At 37.1% G+C, this 17109-nt stretch carries 14 protein-coding genes; 7 read left to right on the top strand and 7 right to left on the bottom strand.

Annotation, left to right across the window (positions count from 1 at the left end; all coding sequences use genetic code 11):
• Window positions 1-17 precede the first annotated feature (17 nt).
• The 3 genes from Q2T41_RS10810 to Q2T41_RS10800 all read left to right on the top strand — a co-directional run bounded on the left by Q2T41_RS10810 (window position 18) and on the right by Q2T41_RS10800 (window position 4265).
• Window positions 18-263, top strand: coding sequence for a FeoA family protein (locus Q2T41_RS10810; protein ID WP_089258746.1), 246 nt, complete (start codon window positions 18-20; stop codon window positions 261-263).
• Window positions 260-2458, top strand: coding sequence for a ferrous iron transport protein B (feoB, locus tag Q2T41_RS10805; protein ID WP_304436096.1), 2199 nt, complete (start codon window positions 260-262; stop codon window positions 2456-2458). The genes Q2T41_RS10810 and feoB overlap by 4 nt, the downstream gene beginning before the upstream one ends.
• A 277-nt stretch (window positions 2459-2735) precedes the next feature.
• Window positions 2736-4265 (top strand): carboxypeptidase-like regulatory domain-containing protein, encoded by a 1530-nt coding sequence (locus Q2T41_RS10800; RefSeq protein ID WP_304436095.1) that lies wholly within the window; start codon window positions 2736-2738, stop codon window positions 4263-4265.
• Here the strand turns inward: Q2T41_RS10800 and Q2T41_RS10795 are convergent, their stop codons facing one another.
• Window positions 4266-4652, bottom strand: coding sequence for a DUF423 domain-containing protein (locus Q2T41_RS10795; protein ID WP_304436094.1), 387 nt, complete (start codon window positions 4650-4652; stop codon window positions 4266-4268).
• Between the two features lie 94 nt (window positions 4653-4746).
• Here Q2T41_RS10795 and Q2T41_RS10790 point away from each other — a divergent pair, with 94 nt between their 5' ends.
• Window positions 4747-5151 (top strand): TonB-dependent receptor, encoded by a 405-nt coding sequence (locus Q2T41_RS10790; protein WP_304436093.1) that lies wholly within the window; start codon window positions 4747-4749, stop codon window positions 5149-5151.
• Window positions 5152-5171: 20 nt separating this feature from the next.
• On the opposite strand, the gene Q2T41_RS10785 is transcribed toward Q2T41_RS10790, so the two are convergent.
• The 4 genes from Q2T41_RS10785 to Q2T41_RS10770 form a co-directional block, all read right to left on the bottom strand.
• Window positions 5172-5594 carry a DUF2141 domain-containing protein gene (locus Q2T41_RS10785; protein ID WP_089259732.1) on the bottom strand — a complete coding sequence of 141 codons (423 nt, stop codon included), beginning with the start codon at window positions 5592-5594 and terminating at the stop codon, window positions 5172-5174.
• Between the two features lie 65 nt (window positions 5595-5659).
• Window positions 5660-6091 carry a hypothetical protein gene (locus tag Q2T41_RS10780; RefSeq protein WP_304436092.1) on the bottom strand — a complete coding sequence of 144 codons (432 nt, stop codon included), beginning with the start codon at window positions 6089-6091 and terminating at the stop codon, window positions 5660-5662.
• A 123-nt stretch (window positions 6092-6214) separates the two neighbouring features.
• The gene (locus Q2T41_RS10775; RefSeq protein ID WP_304436091.1) at window positions 6215-7036 is read right to left on the bottom strand and encodes a ZIP family metal transporter; all 822 of its coding nucleotides are present in this window, start codon (window positions 7034-7036) and stop codon (window positions 6215-6217) included.
• Window positions 7037-7049: 13 nt separating this feature from the next.
• Window positions 7050-7712, bottom strand: coding sequence for a metal-dependent transcriptional regulator (locus Q2T41_RS10770; protein ID WP_304436090.1), 663 nt, complete (start codon window positions 7710-7712; stop codon window positions 7050-7052).
• A 76-nt stretch (window positions 7713-7788) separates the two neighbouring features.
• Between Q2T41_RS10770 and Q2T41_RS10765 the strand changes: the two genes are divergently transcribed.
• Window positions 7789-10065, top strand: a complete 2277-nt coding sequence (locus Q2T41_RS10765; protein WP_304436089.1) for a TonB-dependent receptor — start codon at window positions 7789-7791, stop codon at window positions 10063-10065.
• A gap of 76 nt (window positions 10066-10141) precedes the next feature.
• A complete protein-coding gene (locus tag Q2T41_RS10760; RefSeq protein WP_304436088.1) occupies window positions 10142-11284 on the top strand; it encodes a lycopene cyclase family protein in 1143 nt (380 codons plus the stop codon).
• Here Q2T41_RS10760 and Q2T41_RS10755 read toward each other — a convergent pair.
• Together Q2T41_RS10755 and Q2T41_RS10750 are read right to left on the bottom strand one after the other, a co-directional pair.
• On the bottom strand, window positions 11281-12255 hold the full coding sequence (locus tag Q2T41_RS10755) for a polyprenyl synthetase family protein (RefSeq protein WP_304436087.1): 975 nt from the start codon (window positions 12253-12255) through the stop codon (window positions 11281-11283). The genes Q2T41_RS10760 and Q2T41_RS10755 overlap by 4 nt on opposite strands.
• A gap of 132 nt (window positions 12256-12387) precedes the next feature.
• Complete coding sequence (locus Q2T41_RS10750; protein WP_304436086.1) at window positions 12388-13404, bottom strand: GntR family transcriptional regulator; 1017 nt, start codon at window positions 13402-13404, stop codon at window positions 12388-12390.
• Between the two features lie 479 nt (window positions 13405-13883).
• On the opposite strand from Q2T41_RS10750, the gene Q2T41_RS10745 reads away from it, so the two are divergent.
• Window positions 13884-17099, top strand: a complete 3216-nt coding sequence (locus Q2T41_RS10745) for a SusC/RagA family TonB-linked outer membrane protein (protein WP_304436085.1) — start codon at window positions 13884-13886, stop codon at window positions 17097-17099.
• Window positions 17100-17109: the final 10 nt, after the last annotated feature.

Below are 17109 nucleotides of genomic sequence, written 5' to 3'. Positions count from 1 at the left end.
ATGAATCTAAATAAAGATTGGAAACTACCGTAGCACATTTAAGGAGAGGTCAGAAGGGAATCATTAAGGAATTTACCGAAGATTTGCTGCCCATAAAGTTATTGGAAATGGGTTGCCTGCCCGGAAATATGGTAGAATTGGTACAGGTGGCTCCTTTAAAAGATCCTATTTACATCAATGTTAACGGGTCTCATATTGCCATTAGAAGGGAAATGGCGCTTCATATAGCTTTGGAAATCATAGAAGACAATGTGGTTATATGAGCAAACAAATCAATGTAGCCCTAATAGGGAATCCCAACACAGGTAAAACATCCGTTTTTAACCAATTGACCGGGCTAAACCAGAAAGTTGGTAATTATCCTGGTATAACGGTAGAAAAAAAAGAAGGTATTTGTAAGCTTCCCAGAGGGGTAAAAGCCCATATTTTGGACCTGCCCGGCACCTATAGCTTAAATACAACGTCATTGGATGAAAGCGTAGCCGTAGAATTGTTGTTGAATAAAAACGACAAGGACCATCCAGATGTAGCCGTAGTTGTCACAGATGTAGAAAACCTTAAAAGGAACCTACTCCTCTTTACACAAATAAAGGATTTAAAGATACCTGCCATTTTGGTCATCAATATGGCCGATCGTATGTCCAGAAAAGGTATTACCATTGATATTGAGCTTTTGGAAAAAAAGCTCAACTCCAAAATTGCTTTGGTCAGCACAAGAAAGGGTACGGGTATTGAAACCTTAAAAGTGTTGATTGCAGATTACAAGAACCTTTCAAAGGCACAAAATGTAGATGCATCGGTTATAGACCCAGAATATTTTGAGCGTTTAAGGGCAGCATTTCCCAAAGAAGATGTTTATAAATTATGGTTGGTCATTACCCAAGATGTCAACTTTATGCCTATTGAAAAAACATTGATCAAGGACACTTCTTCGTTTGCTACAAAATCTAAATCTGAACTAAAGCGACTTCAACAAAAAGAGACCATATTAAGATATCAGTTCATAAATGGTATTCTAAAGGAAACGTATAAGGTAGACGTCAATGCGGCAAAAGGTTTTAGGGCAACTTTGGACAAGATATTGACCCATAAAGTTTTTGGGTACCTGATTTTCTTTTTGATATTATTGACCATTTTTCAGGCCATCTATGGTTGGAGCGAATATCCCATGGATTTAATTGATGGCTTTTTTGCCTCTGCAACGGAATGGGTCAAGGAAACCCTACCACCCGGGGTGTTCACCAATTTAATAGCCGAGGGCATATTGGCAGGTATTGGTGGTATTGTCATCTTTATTCCACAGATCGCGTTCCTATTCTTGTTTATTGCTTTACTTGAAGAAACGGGCTACATGAGCAGGGTCGTCTTTTTAATGGACAGAATAATGAGACCTTTTGGGTTAAGTGGTAAAAGCGTAGTCCCTTTAATATCCGGTACGGCATGTGCCATACCTGCAATTATGGCCACTAGGACCATTGAAAATTGGAAAGAACGGTTGATCACTATTTTAGTGACCCCGTTTACCACTTGCTCTGCAAGATTACCCGTGTATTTAATTATAATTGCCCTGGTCATACCGGAAGGCAGCTTGTTTGGCTTAAGCTACAAGGCCTTGACCTTAATGTTATTGTATTTGTTGGGATTTGGAGCTTCTATTTTAGCGGCCCTAGTGTTGAACAAGGTCATGAACATTAAAAGCAAGTCGTTTTTTGTGGTTGAAATGCCAAACTATAAATTACCGTTATTAAAAAATGTTGGTTATACCGTTTTGGAAAAAACAAAAAGTTTTGTTTTTGGGGCGGGTAAAATCATTTTGGCAATTTCCATTATTTTATGGTTTCTTGGTTCTAACGGATTTTCAGATGAATTTAAAAATGCGGAAAGCATTGTGACCACTCGTGTAAAGGAAGAGGGTTTTACTACATTTAGCGAAGACTACATCAAAAACAAACAGCAAACTCTTAGTACCAACACTGCCGATAACGAGATTCGTGCACAACTTGAACTTGAGGAACTGAAAGAGCGCGCCCTTAACCAAGAAATTGCCAGTTATAAACTGGAGCACTCCTATATGGGATATATGGGCAAGGCAATTGAACCTATCGTTAGACCTTTGGGCTATGATTGGAAAATAGGTATTGCGGTACTAACTTCCTTTGCGGCAAGAGAGGTCTTTGTGGGTACCTTGGCAACGATCTATAGTGTTGGCAATGATGAAGAGGAAACCATAAAATATAGAATGGCCGCAGAGGTGGACCCAAGAACGGGCAAACCCTTGTTCAATTTGGCTTCGGGTATTTCCTTATTATTGTTCTACGCATTTGCCATGCAGTGTATGAGTACATTGGCAGTGGTGAAAAGAGAGACCAATTCATGGAAATGGCCTGCAGGACAATTGGTAATTATGAGTCTATTTGCTTATATTGTTGCATTCATCGCCTATCAATTATTAAAATAAAATGGATACGCTACAGCACATTTTGGTATATATAACATTGTCGATTTCAATTGTCTATCTCGTCAACAAATTTCTGATTCCTAAATCTTTATGGAATCCCAAAAAAAAGAATAACAAAACGTGTGGCCAAAATGATTGTGGCTGTCATTAAATGCGCTTGATTTTTCCACAACTTTATTAAAAAGTTAAATAAGGCCTAAATATCTCCCAACAGTATGTAAAATAGTAACGTTTGTTGTCTTGGTTCGTTTAGATTGCGAGAGCATAACCCATAACCATGAGCAAAAAACTATTATTTATTCTTCCCGTGTATTTTTTGTTGTGCAATAGCGATATAGTTAAAGCACAAAGTTTAAGCGCCAATGTACTTGACAGCATAACCAAAGCCCCTATACCTTATGTAACGGTACTATTGAACAATAAAGGCGTAATCACCAATGAAGACGGTAATTTTAATTTTATGTTAGATGAAACCGTTCAAGAAACAGACTCTCTTTTTATCTCCTGTATTGGTTATAAATCCGTAGCCAAACCTTTGTCGCACTTTTTCACCAATACCATTTTACTAAGTCCCAAAGCCATAGAACTGAGAGAGGTTATAGTATCTAACAAAAACTACACTGCAGATGAAATTATGGAGTTGGTCAATGACAACCTAAATAGCAACTATAATTTTGATTATACCAAAAAACGCCTTTTTTACAGGAATTCATCGTACAATCGTATGGTAAAGACAGATTTTAAGGTCAAAGAATCCACTATAAAAGCACTAAACCAAAATTTTATAGATAGTATAATTTATACGGTACCCAAATCCAACAGTTATTATACCGAAATCCTTGGTGATCTTTATGGCAGTTTTGAGGAAGATGAACAGAAACTTGAACTTATAAAAGCATCTGAACTTTATGATAAGAGCAAGGAAATGGATATGGAAAAACTTGAGGAGAAGTTTAACGGCATAATTAAAAAAAATGTGAGGACCGATTCCTATTTTAAGATTAAATCTGGCCTTTTTGGCACAAAGCTAGATGCGGACGAACTTTTTGAGGCAGATATAGATTCTACGGATATTGCGGCCGTAAATCAAGAAATTGAACGCAAACAAGAAAATAACAAGAAGCGTAAAATAAATTTTGCCAACTATAGGAAAGGAATCTTGGGCAAATTACTACAGAACTTGCCCATACACGAGGATACCGACTTATATTTTATCATCAAGCCCAGAAAATATACGTACACTCTAAAAGAATTTACCTATTTGGGCAATGATGCTGTTTATGTTCTGGAGTTTCAACCGGATGGTTCCGCAGACTATAGGGGAACATTATATATCAATGCCGATGACTTTGCTTTGTTACGTGCCGATTTTGAGAACATAAAACCCGTTCATTCATTTAAGCTTTTAGGGGTTTCTACCAATACCTACCTTACCAAGGGAAAGGTAATTTTCCATAAACAAACATTGGGAAGATACGCACTGCAATATTTTGAGACACAGACCGGCACACGTATTGGAGTTAAACGACCTCTTAAGATAATAGAAAAGAATAAAGTCGTTAAGGGAAGAAACAAACAAAATGAACTATCGGGAAAAATGGACCTTGTTTTTACCGATATTGAAAAAAATGAACTAGTGGTATTCGATACGAAACAAATAAACGAAACCCAGTTTAATGCATTTGAGGAAAACCATAATGTACTACCTACCTATATGCCAAAATACGACCCCAATTTTTGGAAAGGCCATACCATTATGGAACCTAATATGGCCATTAAGGAATTTACTTCTTCTGAATTGGAATGATTAAATAAAATTTTTAATGAAGTAGTAACACAAAAAACTCCAACCTAGAACCAGAAATAATCCCCCAATAGGTGTTATAGGACCTAATAGCCTGATTTTTTTTCCTACGGATGCGCTTATACAGAGGCCATATATACTGAATGAAAATAGGAAAGTGCCTATTATGAAAGAATAGACCATATTTTTTTCCAGGCTGGTATCCAAATTAAGATTAAAACTTAACATCAATAATACCAAAGCATGATACATTTGATATTTCACTCCGGTTTCAAAGCTGTTTAATTGTTCTTCGGTAAACTTTTTCTTTAATAAATGTGCGCCAAAGGCACCGAATATGATAGCTAAAACTCCAAAAATGGCGCCAGCCAATTGTGCTATTAAGACCATAATTTTTTTATAAAGATACCTTCAATTTTCTTGGAATTACATATCCGGTCCTTTGGTCAAAAAATAATCTGGTAAAAGGCGTATATTTATTCTTATGGACAAAAGAACAATATTTTATCTACTAGTAGGGATGATGACCCTATATTCCTGTGGTTCTTCTCAGAAAACCTTTACCAAGAAAGGCAATGTAGCAGAAGAATTAGATGAAAAGAACCGTACTAATTTCACCTTGTTGGAACGTATTTCCAAAATGCCGGGTATCGTTAGCAGAAATGGGGTGCCAGTTCTATCAAAAACCTCAAATTCCTTTAGCAACCAAGGCAGGCAAGAACCTCTATATATCTTGGATGGTTATGAAATAGGTACCTCCTTTGCATCTGTAAACGAGGCGGTAGATAGTTTTAACGTAAAAAAAATAAGAATCCTTACAAGTGCAGAGGCAGGTATGTACGGATCTAGAGCTTCTAATGGAGTTATAATTATTACTACCTATAAGTAAGGAAACAATAATGCATTATACTACTCTAAGGTAACGGTCAAGTCAAGATTGGAATCCAGTATAAAGGCACATTCCTTAAATTTAGGCGGTCCAAACATTTTTAGTCTTCCTTTGGTAAACGCCACTTGTTCTTTTGGTATACCCAGCATATTGGTATCCAGTTTTTTGTTAGAATTAGCATCATGAAAAATTGCTACGGCATATTCTCCGTCGGGCAGGTCGTTGATTTCAATTGTGGTCTTACCCTCTTCTGCTTTTTCCATACCGGATTTATACACCTTATCAAATTTTAAGAACGAGCTTTCATTGGTATATACTGCATAACATATGGTACCTTTCTTGGTAGGAACACCTTCTACGTTTAATTGAAGTTTATGTTGGGCGTAAACTAAAGGAGATAATGCTAAAAATATTAAAATCAAGATATATTTTCTAAGGTTCATAAGATACATTGAATAGTATAGATAGATTTCAATTTTAATGCTAAAATATAATCCTCATTTGTGCCTTACTCCACATTTGGAATTTTTGCACTTAAGTTATTCATTAATTGTATGGTTTCAACTGAATCCTTTAAGTTAAGGTATATATAAACAGAATCCTTATATACCAGTTTAATCTTCTGGTGACCAATATTATCTACAAAAACATGCACTCTTTTATTGGTCAGGGAATCCTTAAACTCCCTAAAAATACCTTTTTCCTTTTCCAATGCAGAAAAACCGTTTATGCGTTCCATTGGGGGTATTCTATCCACTAATAGTACACTATCCAATTCTTGGTAGGGAACATGAACACGGTAAAATCCTGACCGCAACTTTAACCCGTCATCATCGGTACCTATCCAATTCTTAAAATGCATGGCCAAAACCATTGCACAAATTATCAAGGTCAATACTAGAATGATGTTCCAAAACCAATTATTCCGTAACAATCTCATAAATAAATACTATAGATATCTTTAAGTCACTTAGGTTATGGTTGAAACGTAAAAAACGGCCATAAATTACCAAAGCGGTAAGACAATCCTTTACCCATAAATCAATGATCTACAAAACGGCCTTTAACCCAACCCGACATCCAAGGTCATCATAATGATAAACCCTGCTATGAAACCCATTGTTGCTATGTCAGTATATTTATCTTGTTGGGTTTCCGGAATTACCTCTTCCACAACAACAAAGATCATTGCCCCCGCAGCAAATGAAAGGGCATAAGGCAATATGGGCTGAAAGGTCATTACTGCCCAAGCTCCAAGTACAGCGGCAATAGGCTCCACTATTGCCGATGCCTGACCATATAAAAAGCTTTTTGTACGGCTAAGCCCCTGTCGTCTTAATGGCATGGCTACCGCAAATCCCTCCGGAAAATTCTGTAACCCTATCCCCAATGCCAAAGCCACGGCCCCGCCAATGCTAGCACCGTCAAAACCAGCCGCCACACCACCAAAAAGGACGCCTACGGCCAATCCTTCGGGAATATTGTGCAAGGTTATGGCCAAGGTCAACAAAGTAGTCCTGTGCCATGGGGTCTTAACCCCTTCCGCTTCACTCTCCTTAAAATTAATGTGTAAATGGGGTAGCACTTTGTCCAAACCAAAAATAAAGGCAGAACCCAATAAAAAACCTACAGCGGCGGGTATGACCTTAACAAAACCTTCTCCAGGACTCATCTCAATACCTGGAGCCAAAAGACTCCAAAAACTGGCCGCTACCATTACACCACCCGTAAATCCCAACATACCATCTAACAAGGCACGGTTCATTCCTTTAAACAAAAAAACCAAAGCCGCCCCTGTGGCCGTAAGTCCCCACGTAAATAAGGTAGCATAAAATGCTGCCAAAACGGGGTCAATAGATTCAAAGTAGTTAATTATCTGTTGCATATGTTGTTGGTTTTTACTCCGTATCGGAAATTTCTAAATATAAATTAGACGCTATTTGTTCAGATATTCTAATGGTTCCACTTCTGGTTGATATGGATACTGAACCATCAAACTCCTCACGGTCCAAAATTTTGAAGGTATCGCCCAAGGCAATTTTATTTTTGTCCAAAAATTTTAAGAAGGATGCTGAAGAATCATTGACTCCTACGCATACACCTTCGCATAGTACGGGCAATTCACTAATGAGTTTTTTAATTGATTTTTTAAAGGTGCCGTCCTTGGTAGGAATGGGATCGCCATGGGGGTCTACTTTTGGAAAACCTAAATAGCTGTCCAATTTATCAATCAGTGCATCACTTTTTATATGTTCCAATTGCTCTGCAACCTCATGGACCTCATCCCACGAAAAATTAAGCTTATCAACCAAAAACACCTCCCATAACCTATGCTTTCTAATAATGGACAATGCCACCAACCTTCCCTTCTCGGATAGTGATACGCCTTGGTACTTTTTATAATTGACCAATGACTTTTCCGATAGTTTCTTAACCATATCGGTCACAGATGAAGGCTTGGTCTTCATTTGTTCCGCTATAGCATTGGTAGCCACTGATTTATTATCGATCTGGCTTAAATGATAAATAGCTTTGATATAATCTTCTTCTGATAAGGTCATCTCAAATTATTAGAATGTAAAAATACATTTTTATATGTAAAAACAATTTTTTAGGTTTGCCTAAATTTATTTTTAGATGATTAAAATAGTGTTTGGTTTACTCTTAGGACTTACCCTTAACATGGGGTATGCACAAAATGCTACCATAAAAGGCCAAATAGTAGCAGAGGGCAACACTATGGCTTTTGCCAATATATATTTTAAGAATACCCAAATAGGCACCACGTCCGATGAAAATGGAAGGTATATAATCAATGAAATACCTCCTGGTGAATATGTCCTCATTGCCTCTAACATTGGTTTTTTTCCCTTTAAAAAAAAATTGTCCCTTTCAAAAAACGAAGAACTGGTGATAAATATAGTGCTGGAACCCAATGTGGAGTCATTAGAGGAAATGGTGGTTACCGGAACCTTAAAACCGGTCAACAGATTGGAAAGTCCGGTGCCCGTTGAAGTATATAAACCAACATTCTTCAAGAAAAACCCCACTGCCAATATATTTGAGGCATTACAGAACGTAAATGGTGTTAGACCGCAAATTAATTGTAATGTATGTAATACAGGGGATATCCATATAAACGGCCTTGAAGGTCCATATACACTGGTCCTGATAGATGGAATGCCTATTGTCAGCGGGTTGGGAACGGTATATGGCTTATCCGGTATACCCAACTCCTTAATCGAGCAAGTTGAAATTATTAAAGGGCCAGCATCTACATTATATGGCAGTGAGGCAGTAGGTGGTCTAATTAATATAATTACCAAAAACAATTTATCCGCTTCACAATTGGTTGCGGATAGTTTTATAACGGATTGGGGAGAATTTAACCTTGATATAGGAACTAAATTTAAACTAGGTGAAAATACCAATGTGCTTTTAGGGATCAACTATTTTAAATATGACAACCCAATTGACAATAACAGAGATAATTTTACGGACCTAACCCTACAGGACCGGATTTCCATTTTTCAAAAATGGAATTTTAAAAAAGACAATGCACGGGTTCTATCCATTGCAGGTAGGTATTTCTATGAAAACCGTTGGGGCGGAGAACTACAATGGACACCTCAATTTAGGGGAGGTGACGAAATTTATGGGGAAAGTATTTATACAAAAAGATGGGAGATTTTGGGCAAATACCAGCTTCCTGTAGAAGAGCAATTAATGCTATCATTTTCATACAATGACCATAGCCAAAATTCAGTTTATGGAAATGTACCCTACCTAGCGGACCAACGAATTGGTTTTACACAGGTTACATGGGACAAGACCTTAAACACCCATAATCTTCTTGCAGGAACTGCACTGAGATACAACTATTATGATGATAATACTACCGCTACGATGGATCTTAACGGCAACCTGCCCAACGAAGTCCTTATTCCAAGTATTTTTATTCAGGACGAAATTGCCTTTAATAAAAAACATGCGTTGCTTGGCGGTCTTAGATATGATTTTGATAAAAGACATGGTAGCATTTTTACCCCAAGAGGGGCTTACCGTTACAAATTTACCGACAATGACATCTTACGTATAAATGCAGGGACCGGCTTTAGGGTCGTTAATTTATTTACCGAAGAACATGCCGCTTTAACCGGTGCGCGCGATGTAATCATTGCAGAGGAACTTAAACCGGAACGTTCCTTTAATATCAACCTCAACTATCTTAAAAAAATATATAGCGACAATGGTACTTTCGCCGCATTGGATGCGTCTATCTTTTACACAAATTTTAAAAATGCCATTATACCCGATTATGACACCGATCCAAATAAAATTATATATGATAATTTAAGAGGCAAATCCGTTTCCAAGGGCCTGAGTACCAGTTTGGATATTTCTTTCCACAATGGTCCAAAAATAATGTTGGGAGCAACCTTCCAGGATGTTAGCACAACAGAGAACGGGGCTACTACAAGGCAAATTTTAACGGAAAGTTATGCAGCAAACTGGGGAGTTAGTTACACTGTTAATTCTTGGGATATTACCATAGATTATACGGGAAATCTTTATGGGCCAATGCGCTTACCTACTTTGGGTGCAAATGATCCTAGAAAGGAATATTCTCCCACTTGGAGCATTCAAAACATTCAATTTTCGCATAAAGGCCTTACAAATATTGAGATATACGGTGGCGTAAAAAATATTTTAAACTGGACACCGAATAAGGGCAATCCGTTCATAATAGCGCGCGCAAACGATCCTTTTGATAAAGAAGTAACCTTTGACAACAATGGTAACGCAGTACCAACACAGAACAATCCCTATGGCCTAACTTTTGACCCGTCATATGTTTATGCGCCAAACCAAGGTATAAGAACATTTTTTGGCTTTCGTTACACGATCAATTAGACTATAAAAGACGTTTGGTATTTTGTATTTTTGAGGCAATAAGGACAACTATCATCCGCTACCTACCACTGAATTCATGGATAAATACGATTATATTATTATAGGTGCCGGAGCCTCTGGACTTTTATTGGCCAACGCCATGGCCAATGACTCTTTTTTTAATTCCAAACGAATTTTACTTTTAGATAAAAATGCCAAAAAAACCAATGATCGCACATGGTGCTTTTGGGAAAAAGGTTCCGGTCAATTTGATACAATCGTAAAGAAAGAATGGAACACGGTCCATTTTGAAAGCAAAAAATTATCCCAGCGTACTTTAATAGCTCCCTACACCTATAAAATGATACAGGGAATTGATTTTTACACCCATTACTTAAACAAAATCAACAAAAGTCCTGCTGTTACATTTATTCAGGAAGAGGTTATAGACCTTGTAGAAAATTCAGAAATAGTAACTGTAAAAACAAGAAATAACAGCTACACCGGTTCTTATATCTTCAATAGTCTTTTTAACTATAGCATGACCAAAGACCAAAAGCGGTATCCTGTTTTACAACAACATTTTACAGGTTGGGTAATACAAACCCAAAAACCGGTTTTTGACCCCAAGGAAATTACTTATATGGATTTCTCAGTTCCTCAAAAAGGGAATACTAGATTTATGTATGTTTTACCCTATTCTACACATACGGCACTAATTGAATATACACTGTTCTCAGAACATTTATTGGACAAACAGGAATACGAAGAAGAACTGAAAATTTATATAAAAAGTAGGTTTTTATGCGATTCCTTTGAAATTGTGGAAAAAGAATATGGTAGTATTCCCATGACCAGTTATGATTTTAGGGAAAACCATACCAATAGAATGCGCTATATAGGAACCGCTGGCGGATGGGCAAAACCTAGTACGGGATATACCTTAATGAGTACGGCCAAAAAAATACCATTATTAATAGAGTTTATTAAAAATGGAAAACCTTTGTCAAAACTTAATTTAAAGAATAAGTTTTGGTTTTACGATCTTTTATTTCTTGATGTGCTCTATGCTAACAATGCAAATGGCCATAAAGTTTTTGAATCATTGTTCAGCAAATTAAAACCACAGAAAGTTTTTAAATTTTTAGATGAAGAAACCAACTTAAAAGAAGACATCACTTTTATAAACGCGTGTCCCAAACTACCTTTTATAAAGGCATTTATTAACCGGCTATTTTAAACAGTTCTGTTCATTAGGTTTTCACCGAATGTTCTGAGTAATTGCTTTTTTTGTTCTTCAATATCTATCTTTTCAAGGACCTTAAACGCTTTTTCCGTATAATCTGCTATAGCGTTTTGTGTTGCTTCATCCGCTTTGGTCTTTTTAAATATTGACCGCACCGCATTTACCTTTGCTTCCGTTTCAACCGGTTGAATGGAATATAAATGCTCCAACTCCTTAGAAGTGGCCTCTGACCCTGAATTCATGGCCTTAAGATAGAGATACGTTTTTTTGTTCTCTATAATGTCACCGCCCACTTGCTTGCCAAAGGTTTTAGGATCACCAAAAACATCTAGATAATCATCCTGTAATTGAAAAGCAATACCCAAGTTCAAACCAAAGTCATACATATGCTCTTGGTCAATTGCGGAAGCACCTGCAACTATTGCACCCATTTTAAGGGCCGCTGCGACCAGAACCGCAGTTTTATATTCGATCATTTTAAGGTATTCGGGTAACATAACATCATCGCGAGTTTCAAAATCAACATCATACTGTTGCCCTTCACAAACTTCTAAAGCGGTTTTGCTAAATAGTTTGGCCAATTCCCTAAACACAAGAGGCTCATAAATTTCAAAAAGTTGGTAGGCAATGATCAACATTGCATCTCCGGAAAGAATACCGGTATTAATATCCCACTTTTCATGTACTGTAACTTTCCCCCTCCTTACCGGGGCATCATCCATAATATCATCATGAACCAAGGAAAAATTATGAAATACCTCAATAGCAAGAGCGGCATTTAATGCCTTATTATACTGGGAATTGAATATTTCCGCGGTCATTAAAACAAGTACCGGCCTAAGTCTTTTACCGCCAAGGCCTAAAATATAGCTGATCGGTTCGTATAAATTCCTAGGTTCTTTGGTTAGTTTTTTAGAGTTTAGATATGCCACAAACTCCTCTCGGTATTCACTAATGGAATGCATGCGCTCAATTTTCTTCAAAAATAGAACAAAATGCCTAGTAATAAACCATTTCTATTGAATCACACCATAATTAAGACCTCATCCCGCTAAGGTAAAACCTGATATAAAAATCATTTCTGGCACAAGAACGTATTACAAGGAATTTCTCTTAATTAATGTAGATGGCATTATACATTGGGTTAGGTTATCATTTTTAATATGTCTGGCCGCTTTTTTGGCCATTTCCTTAAAATCGGTAGAGATGGTGGTAATGCCTCCAAATACAATCTCTTTGGCTACATTATCATTCTGTGAAAGTATACCGATATCCTCGCCAATTTTATACTTTTTTCTAACACAGTCCCTTAGAACATGCCATAATATAGTATCTCCTAAAATAAAATACAGATTCCCTTTTGTGGCGGTACCAAAAGAATAATTGTTCTTGACACTACCTTTGATTCCGTAATTTTCCAAAAATCTTTCAAACGCGTTGCGAATAGATATTGGACTATAATCGCTCTCTTCATTAAAATACAAAATGACCTTATTATACTTTTTTATCTCAGGAAGCAATTGAACCAAAGAACTGTAAATAACTTGTTCAAATTCCTGTGAGATATATGAAAAAGGTGTACCCAAATCCAGATATCTATCTACCAACAATAATTTTTTTGGCTCTATAGTTTGCAATAGCGGAACTACTTTTGGGTCTTGTATTGGGGCAATAACATACATTCCGTATTTACCTTTAATATTGCTAAGAATGGTTTCAAAAATGGTTAGGTTATTATGATGAAAAAAGACATCAATTTGAAAACGCTTACCCATTTCCTTCCTAAAGGTCTTATAGAATTCCTCCTGATAACTTTGAAAAGCAAACAATAACAAAGCCATACGCTTGGTAATGTTTGTTTCTTGACTGATTACAAAATATCCTTTTAACTGCCTGGACTCGATCAACCCTCTATCTTTCAGCTCTTCATAGGCTTTAAAGATGGTTTTCCTTGCATATCCTATTTCATCGACCATATTGTTAATGGATGGTAACTGGTCACCAATGGCCAATTTTCCTTCCTCAATAGCTTCTATGACACCTTGTACTAATTGCTCGTGCTTAGAGAGGTTTTTGTTCTGTTTTAATTTTAAAATTTTTCCAACAATGGCCATAAAAGAGAATACAATTATAACAGTCCAATATACAATTTAATACATTATTTCAAAATTGACTTTTAGCAATTCATATATAATCAGTACTGTTACAACATGAAATTCTGATGATAGAAAACAAAGGTAAAAACAAAAAAAACAACTACATTTCTATAAAATCTCCATAATTCATTTCCAGCAAACAAATAGACCTTAGCGCCAAAAAACTAGAGAAAAAAAAAGGATTTTATAGTTCTCCAAAATATATGATATTAACAATAAAAACCTATTATATTAGCATATTGAAAATTTATATAATATTAATTTAAATAATTAACATTTTATTATATATTTGTTTACAGTAGCATAGTGTATCATAGTCTTTGTATAAATCAGTGTAACCTTCAAATTGACGGCCGGTACCTTTACTATTTAAATTAACTAACAACTTATTAGAACCTAATTTTATGAATTATCAATTTAAATTCCCTAAGCTTTTCATGATTAGAAATCGTGGAATCTTAACGATGGTTTTATTTTTTGGCGGTATGCTCCTAACGAGTGTATATGCCCAAGGAATAACGGTATCTGGTACGGTTACGTCTGCCTCTGACAATATGCCGCTACCCGGTGTATCTGTTATAGATGCCAATAATCCAACTAAAGGCGTGCAAGCAGATTTTGATGGAAATTTCACAATTACATTAGACGACAATAATACAAGTCTACGGTTTAGCTACATTGGTTTTAAGCCTGTAGTGGTACCCGTAAACAATCAAACTACCATAAACGTAACACTTGAGGAAGATGTTGCAAACTTGGAAGAAGTTGTTGTTGTTGGGTATGGTACCCAAAAGAAGGCTACGGTGACCGGTGCGGTAACGGCAGTTCAAGGACCTGTTTTAGAAAGTTCTCCTGCAATTAGTGTATCTAACTCCTTAGCTGGAAGGTTACCTGGTGTAGTCATTGTTCAAACCAGTGGTGAACCAGGGAATGATGAATCTAATATTAGTATTCGTGGTACCAATACCCTTGGCAACAATCAGCCGCTAATCGTAATAGATGGTATTCCTGACAGGGATGGCGGTATTGCAAGAATCAATGCCGATGATATTGCGAACATTTCTGTTCTGAAAGATGCATCCGCGGCCATATATGGTGCAAGAGCGGCAAACGGGGCGATTATCGTTACCACAAAAACAGGTAGTGTTGGTAAGATGAAAATCAATTACAAAGCAGATTTTGGACTTACAAGGCCTACCAGGGTTCCTGAAATGGCCAGTGCCGTGGAATACCAGACCATTATGAATGAATTGGCCATTTACAACAGTAATATTCCTGCCAGTCAGTGGGGTGCCGCAAGTAGCGCTTTTCAATCTACCGGAAGCTACACAATACCGGGAGGTTCAGAAACCGTAAACGCAGCGTTTAGTCCAGAAACCATAAACAATCACAGGACAAATGCAGATCCTTGGTTATATCCGGATACGGATTGGTTTGGGGCTACTTTTCAAGATTGGGCAGAACAGCAAAGACATAATCTATCCATTAGTGGTGGTAGTGAAGATTTAAAATACTATGCCTCTTTGGGCTATTCCGATCAAGGTGCTATCTATAAGAATTCTGCCAACAGATATCAACAGTACAATTTCAGGTTGAATACGGACGCCAAGATCAACGATTACATCTCTACCAAATTAGGTATGGGGTACAGAAAGGAATATAGAACTTTCCCTACAGAAGGGGCCGGAGCTATATTTAGAATGTTGATGAGAGGAAGACCTAATGAACCGGCAGTATGGCCAAATGGACTACCAGGTCCTGATATTGAAAACGGACAACAACCAGTGGTTGTAACCACTAATGAAACGGGTTACGACAAACAACCTACGGATTATTTACAGTTTACAGGTTCCGTAGACATTACCAACCCTTGGGTAGATGGTTTAAAGCTAACCTTAATGGCGGGTGTAGACCAAAGTCAGTTACGTAGAAAACTTTGGCAAACGCCTTGGACTTTATATTCATTGGACCGTGCCAATTATATGGCTACCGGCAATCCTGTTTTGAGCGGGGCCATTAGATCTAACTTCACGGATCCTAGATTGTTGCAATCATCCAACAATGTACTGAATACCAACCTAACCGGTTTATTGGCCTATGACAAAACATTTGGCGAAGACCATACTATAGGCTTATTGGCGGGTGTAACCCGTGAAAATTTTCAAGGGGAATTTTTCTCTGCTTTTAGAAGAAACTTTTTGTCAACAGCCGTAGACCAATTAGGAGTTGGTGGTGAGATTGCCCAAGAAACGGATGGTTACGCATATAACAGGACCAGATTGGGTTATTATGGCCGTGCTCAATACAATTATAAAGAAAAATATTTGGCAGAGTTTATCTGGAGATATGACGGTTCTTATATTTTCCCGGGAGATGATCGTTTTGGATTCTTCCCTGGTCTATTGGTAGGTTGGAATATTAATAATGAAGATTGGTTTAATGTAGATTCTATCAGCTACCTAAAACTTAGAGGATCTTACGGTGAAATGGGTAACGATCAAGTTTCCTTTGACAGTAATGGCGATGGTGAAATTACAGATGACGAATTACAGGAATATGCATATAAGTCAATTTATGAATTTGGGCAGTATCCAATAAATGGGCAAGTACAGACCATTCTTAACGAGCCTTTGTTGGCCAACCCAAGTTTTACATGGGAAAGGGCCAAAAATTTCAACGTTGGTTTGGACGGTATTGTATTAGATGGGAAACTTAGTTTTACATTGGAATATTTCCTGAACAAAAGAGACCAGATATTAATTCAAAAAACAGGTTCCACTCCGGGGTCTTCAGGTATCTCTGATCTATTGCCTCCTGTAAATGCAGGTAAGGTAAATAACGAAGGTTTTGAATTTGCTTTGAATTATTATGGTGGTAGTGTAGAAGGATTTAAATGGGATGTTGGTGTAAATGGTGGTTATGCACAAAACTCGGTAGAATTTTTAGATGAGATTCCTGGCGCACCAAGTTATCAATTACAGGAAGGTAAGCCAATAGGATCATATTTGGTGTACGAATATGACGGAGTCTTTAGGGACGAGGCAGCCATTAGCGCCAATACGTTAGATTATAGCGCGGTAAAACCGGTACTAGAGCCCGGGGACATGAAATTTAAGGATATAAACGGAGATGGTGCCATCAATGACTTAGACCAAGTGAGGTTGTCCAATAGTATTAATCCTAACTTTAACTTTGGTGTAACCTTCAATGCTTCTTACAAAAACTTTGATTTATCCGTATTGTTACAAGGTGCCACCGGCGCAAAATTATTTATACAGACAGAATCAGGGGATATCGGAAATTTCCTAAAATATAGCTTTGATAACAGATGGAGTCCAGATAATCCAAGTAGTGTAGACCCAAGGTTGGCAAGCCGTGGTGACACATATTACACAGGAGGTGATTATGGTAACAATACATATAACCTATTCAGCAAAGATTATATTAGACTTAAGAACGTGCAATTGGCCTATAACTTTCCTAGTTCAATGATAGAACAGTTTGGACTTTCTAATTTTAGAGTGTATATGAGTGGTCTTAACTTGGCCACATGGGCAGCACAAGACATTTATGATCCAGAATCAACGAGTAATAGTGGGCAGTTTTATCCGCAGCAGTCAATTATTAACACAGGTTTTAGTTTAACATTTTAAAAAAAAAATT

This window comes from Maribacter confluentis (assembly GCF_030505015.1).
Classification (GTDB): domain Bacteria; phylum Bacteroidota; class Bacteroidia; order Flavobacteriales; family Flavobacteriaceae; genus Maribacter; species Maribacter sedimenticola.
The sequence above is the reverse complement of the archived record's forward strand: the minus strand, read 5'-3'. Positions and strand labels throughout refer to the sequence as shown.

Excerpts from the sequence above, each read along its gene's own strand:
- feoB (WP_304436096.1), top strand. The coding sequence starts at position 260 with ATGAGCAAACAAATCAATGTAGCCCTAATAGGGAATCCCAACACAGGT.
- Q2T41_RS10800 (WP_304436095.1), top strand. The coding sequence starts at position 2,736 with ATGAGCAAAAAACTATTATTTATTCTTCCCGTGTATTTTTTGTTGTGC.
- Q2T41_RS10795 (WP_304436094.1), bottom strand. The coding sequence starts at position 4,652 with ATGGTCTTAATAGCACAATTGGCTGGCGCCATTTTTGGAGTTTTAGCT.
- Q2T41_RS10790 (WP_304436093.1), top strand. The coding sequence starts at position 4,747 with ATGGACAAAAGAACAATATTTTATCTACTAGTAGGGATGATGACCCTA.
- Q2T41_RS10785 (WP_089259732.1), bottom strand. The coding sequence starts at position 5,594 with ATGAACCTTAGAAAATATATCTTGATTTTAATATTTTTAGCATTATCT.
- Q2T41_RS10780 (WP_304436092.1), bottom strand. The coding sequence starts at position 6,091 with ATGAGATTGTTACGGAATAATTGGTTTTGGAACATCATTCTAGTATTG.
- Q2T41_RS10775 (WP_304436091.1), bottom strand. The coding sequence starts at position 7,036 with ATGCAACAGATAATTAACTACTTTGAATCTATTGACCCCGTTTTGGCA.
- Q2T41_RS10770 (WP_304436090.1), bottom strand. The coding sequence starts at position 7,712 with ATGACCTTATCAGAAGAAGATTATATCAAAGCTATTTATCATTTAAGC.
- Q2T41_RS10765 (WP_304436089.1), top strand. The coding sequence starts at position 7,789 with ATGATTAAAATAGTGTTTGGTTTACTCTTAGGACTTACCCTTAACATG.
- Q2T41_RS10760 (WP_304436088.1), top strand. The coding sequence starts at position 10,142 with ATGGATAAATACGATTATATTATTATAGGTGCCGGAGCCTCTGGACTT.
- Q2T41_RS10755 (WP_304436087.1), bottom strand. The coding sequence starts at position 12,255 with ATGCATTCCATTAGTGAATACCGAGAGGAGTTTGTGGCATATCTAAAC.
- Q2T41_RS10750 (WP_304436086.1), bottom strand. The coding sequence starts at position 13,404 with ATGGCCATTGTTGGAAAAATTTTAAAATTAAAACAGAACAAAAACCTC.
- Q2T41_RS10745 (WP_304436085.1), top strand. The coding sequence starts at position 13,884 with ATGATTAGAAATCGTGGAATCTTAACGATGGTTTTATTTTTTGGCGGT.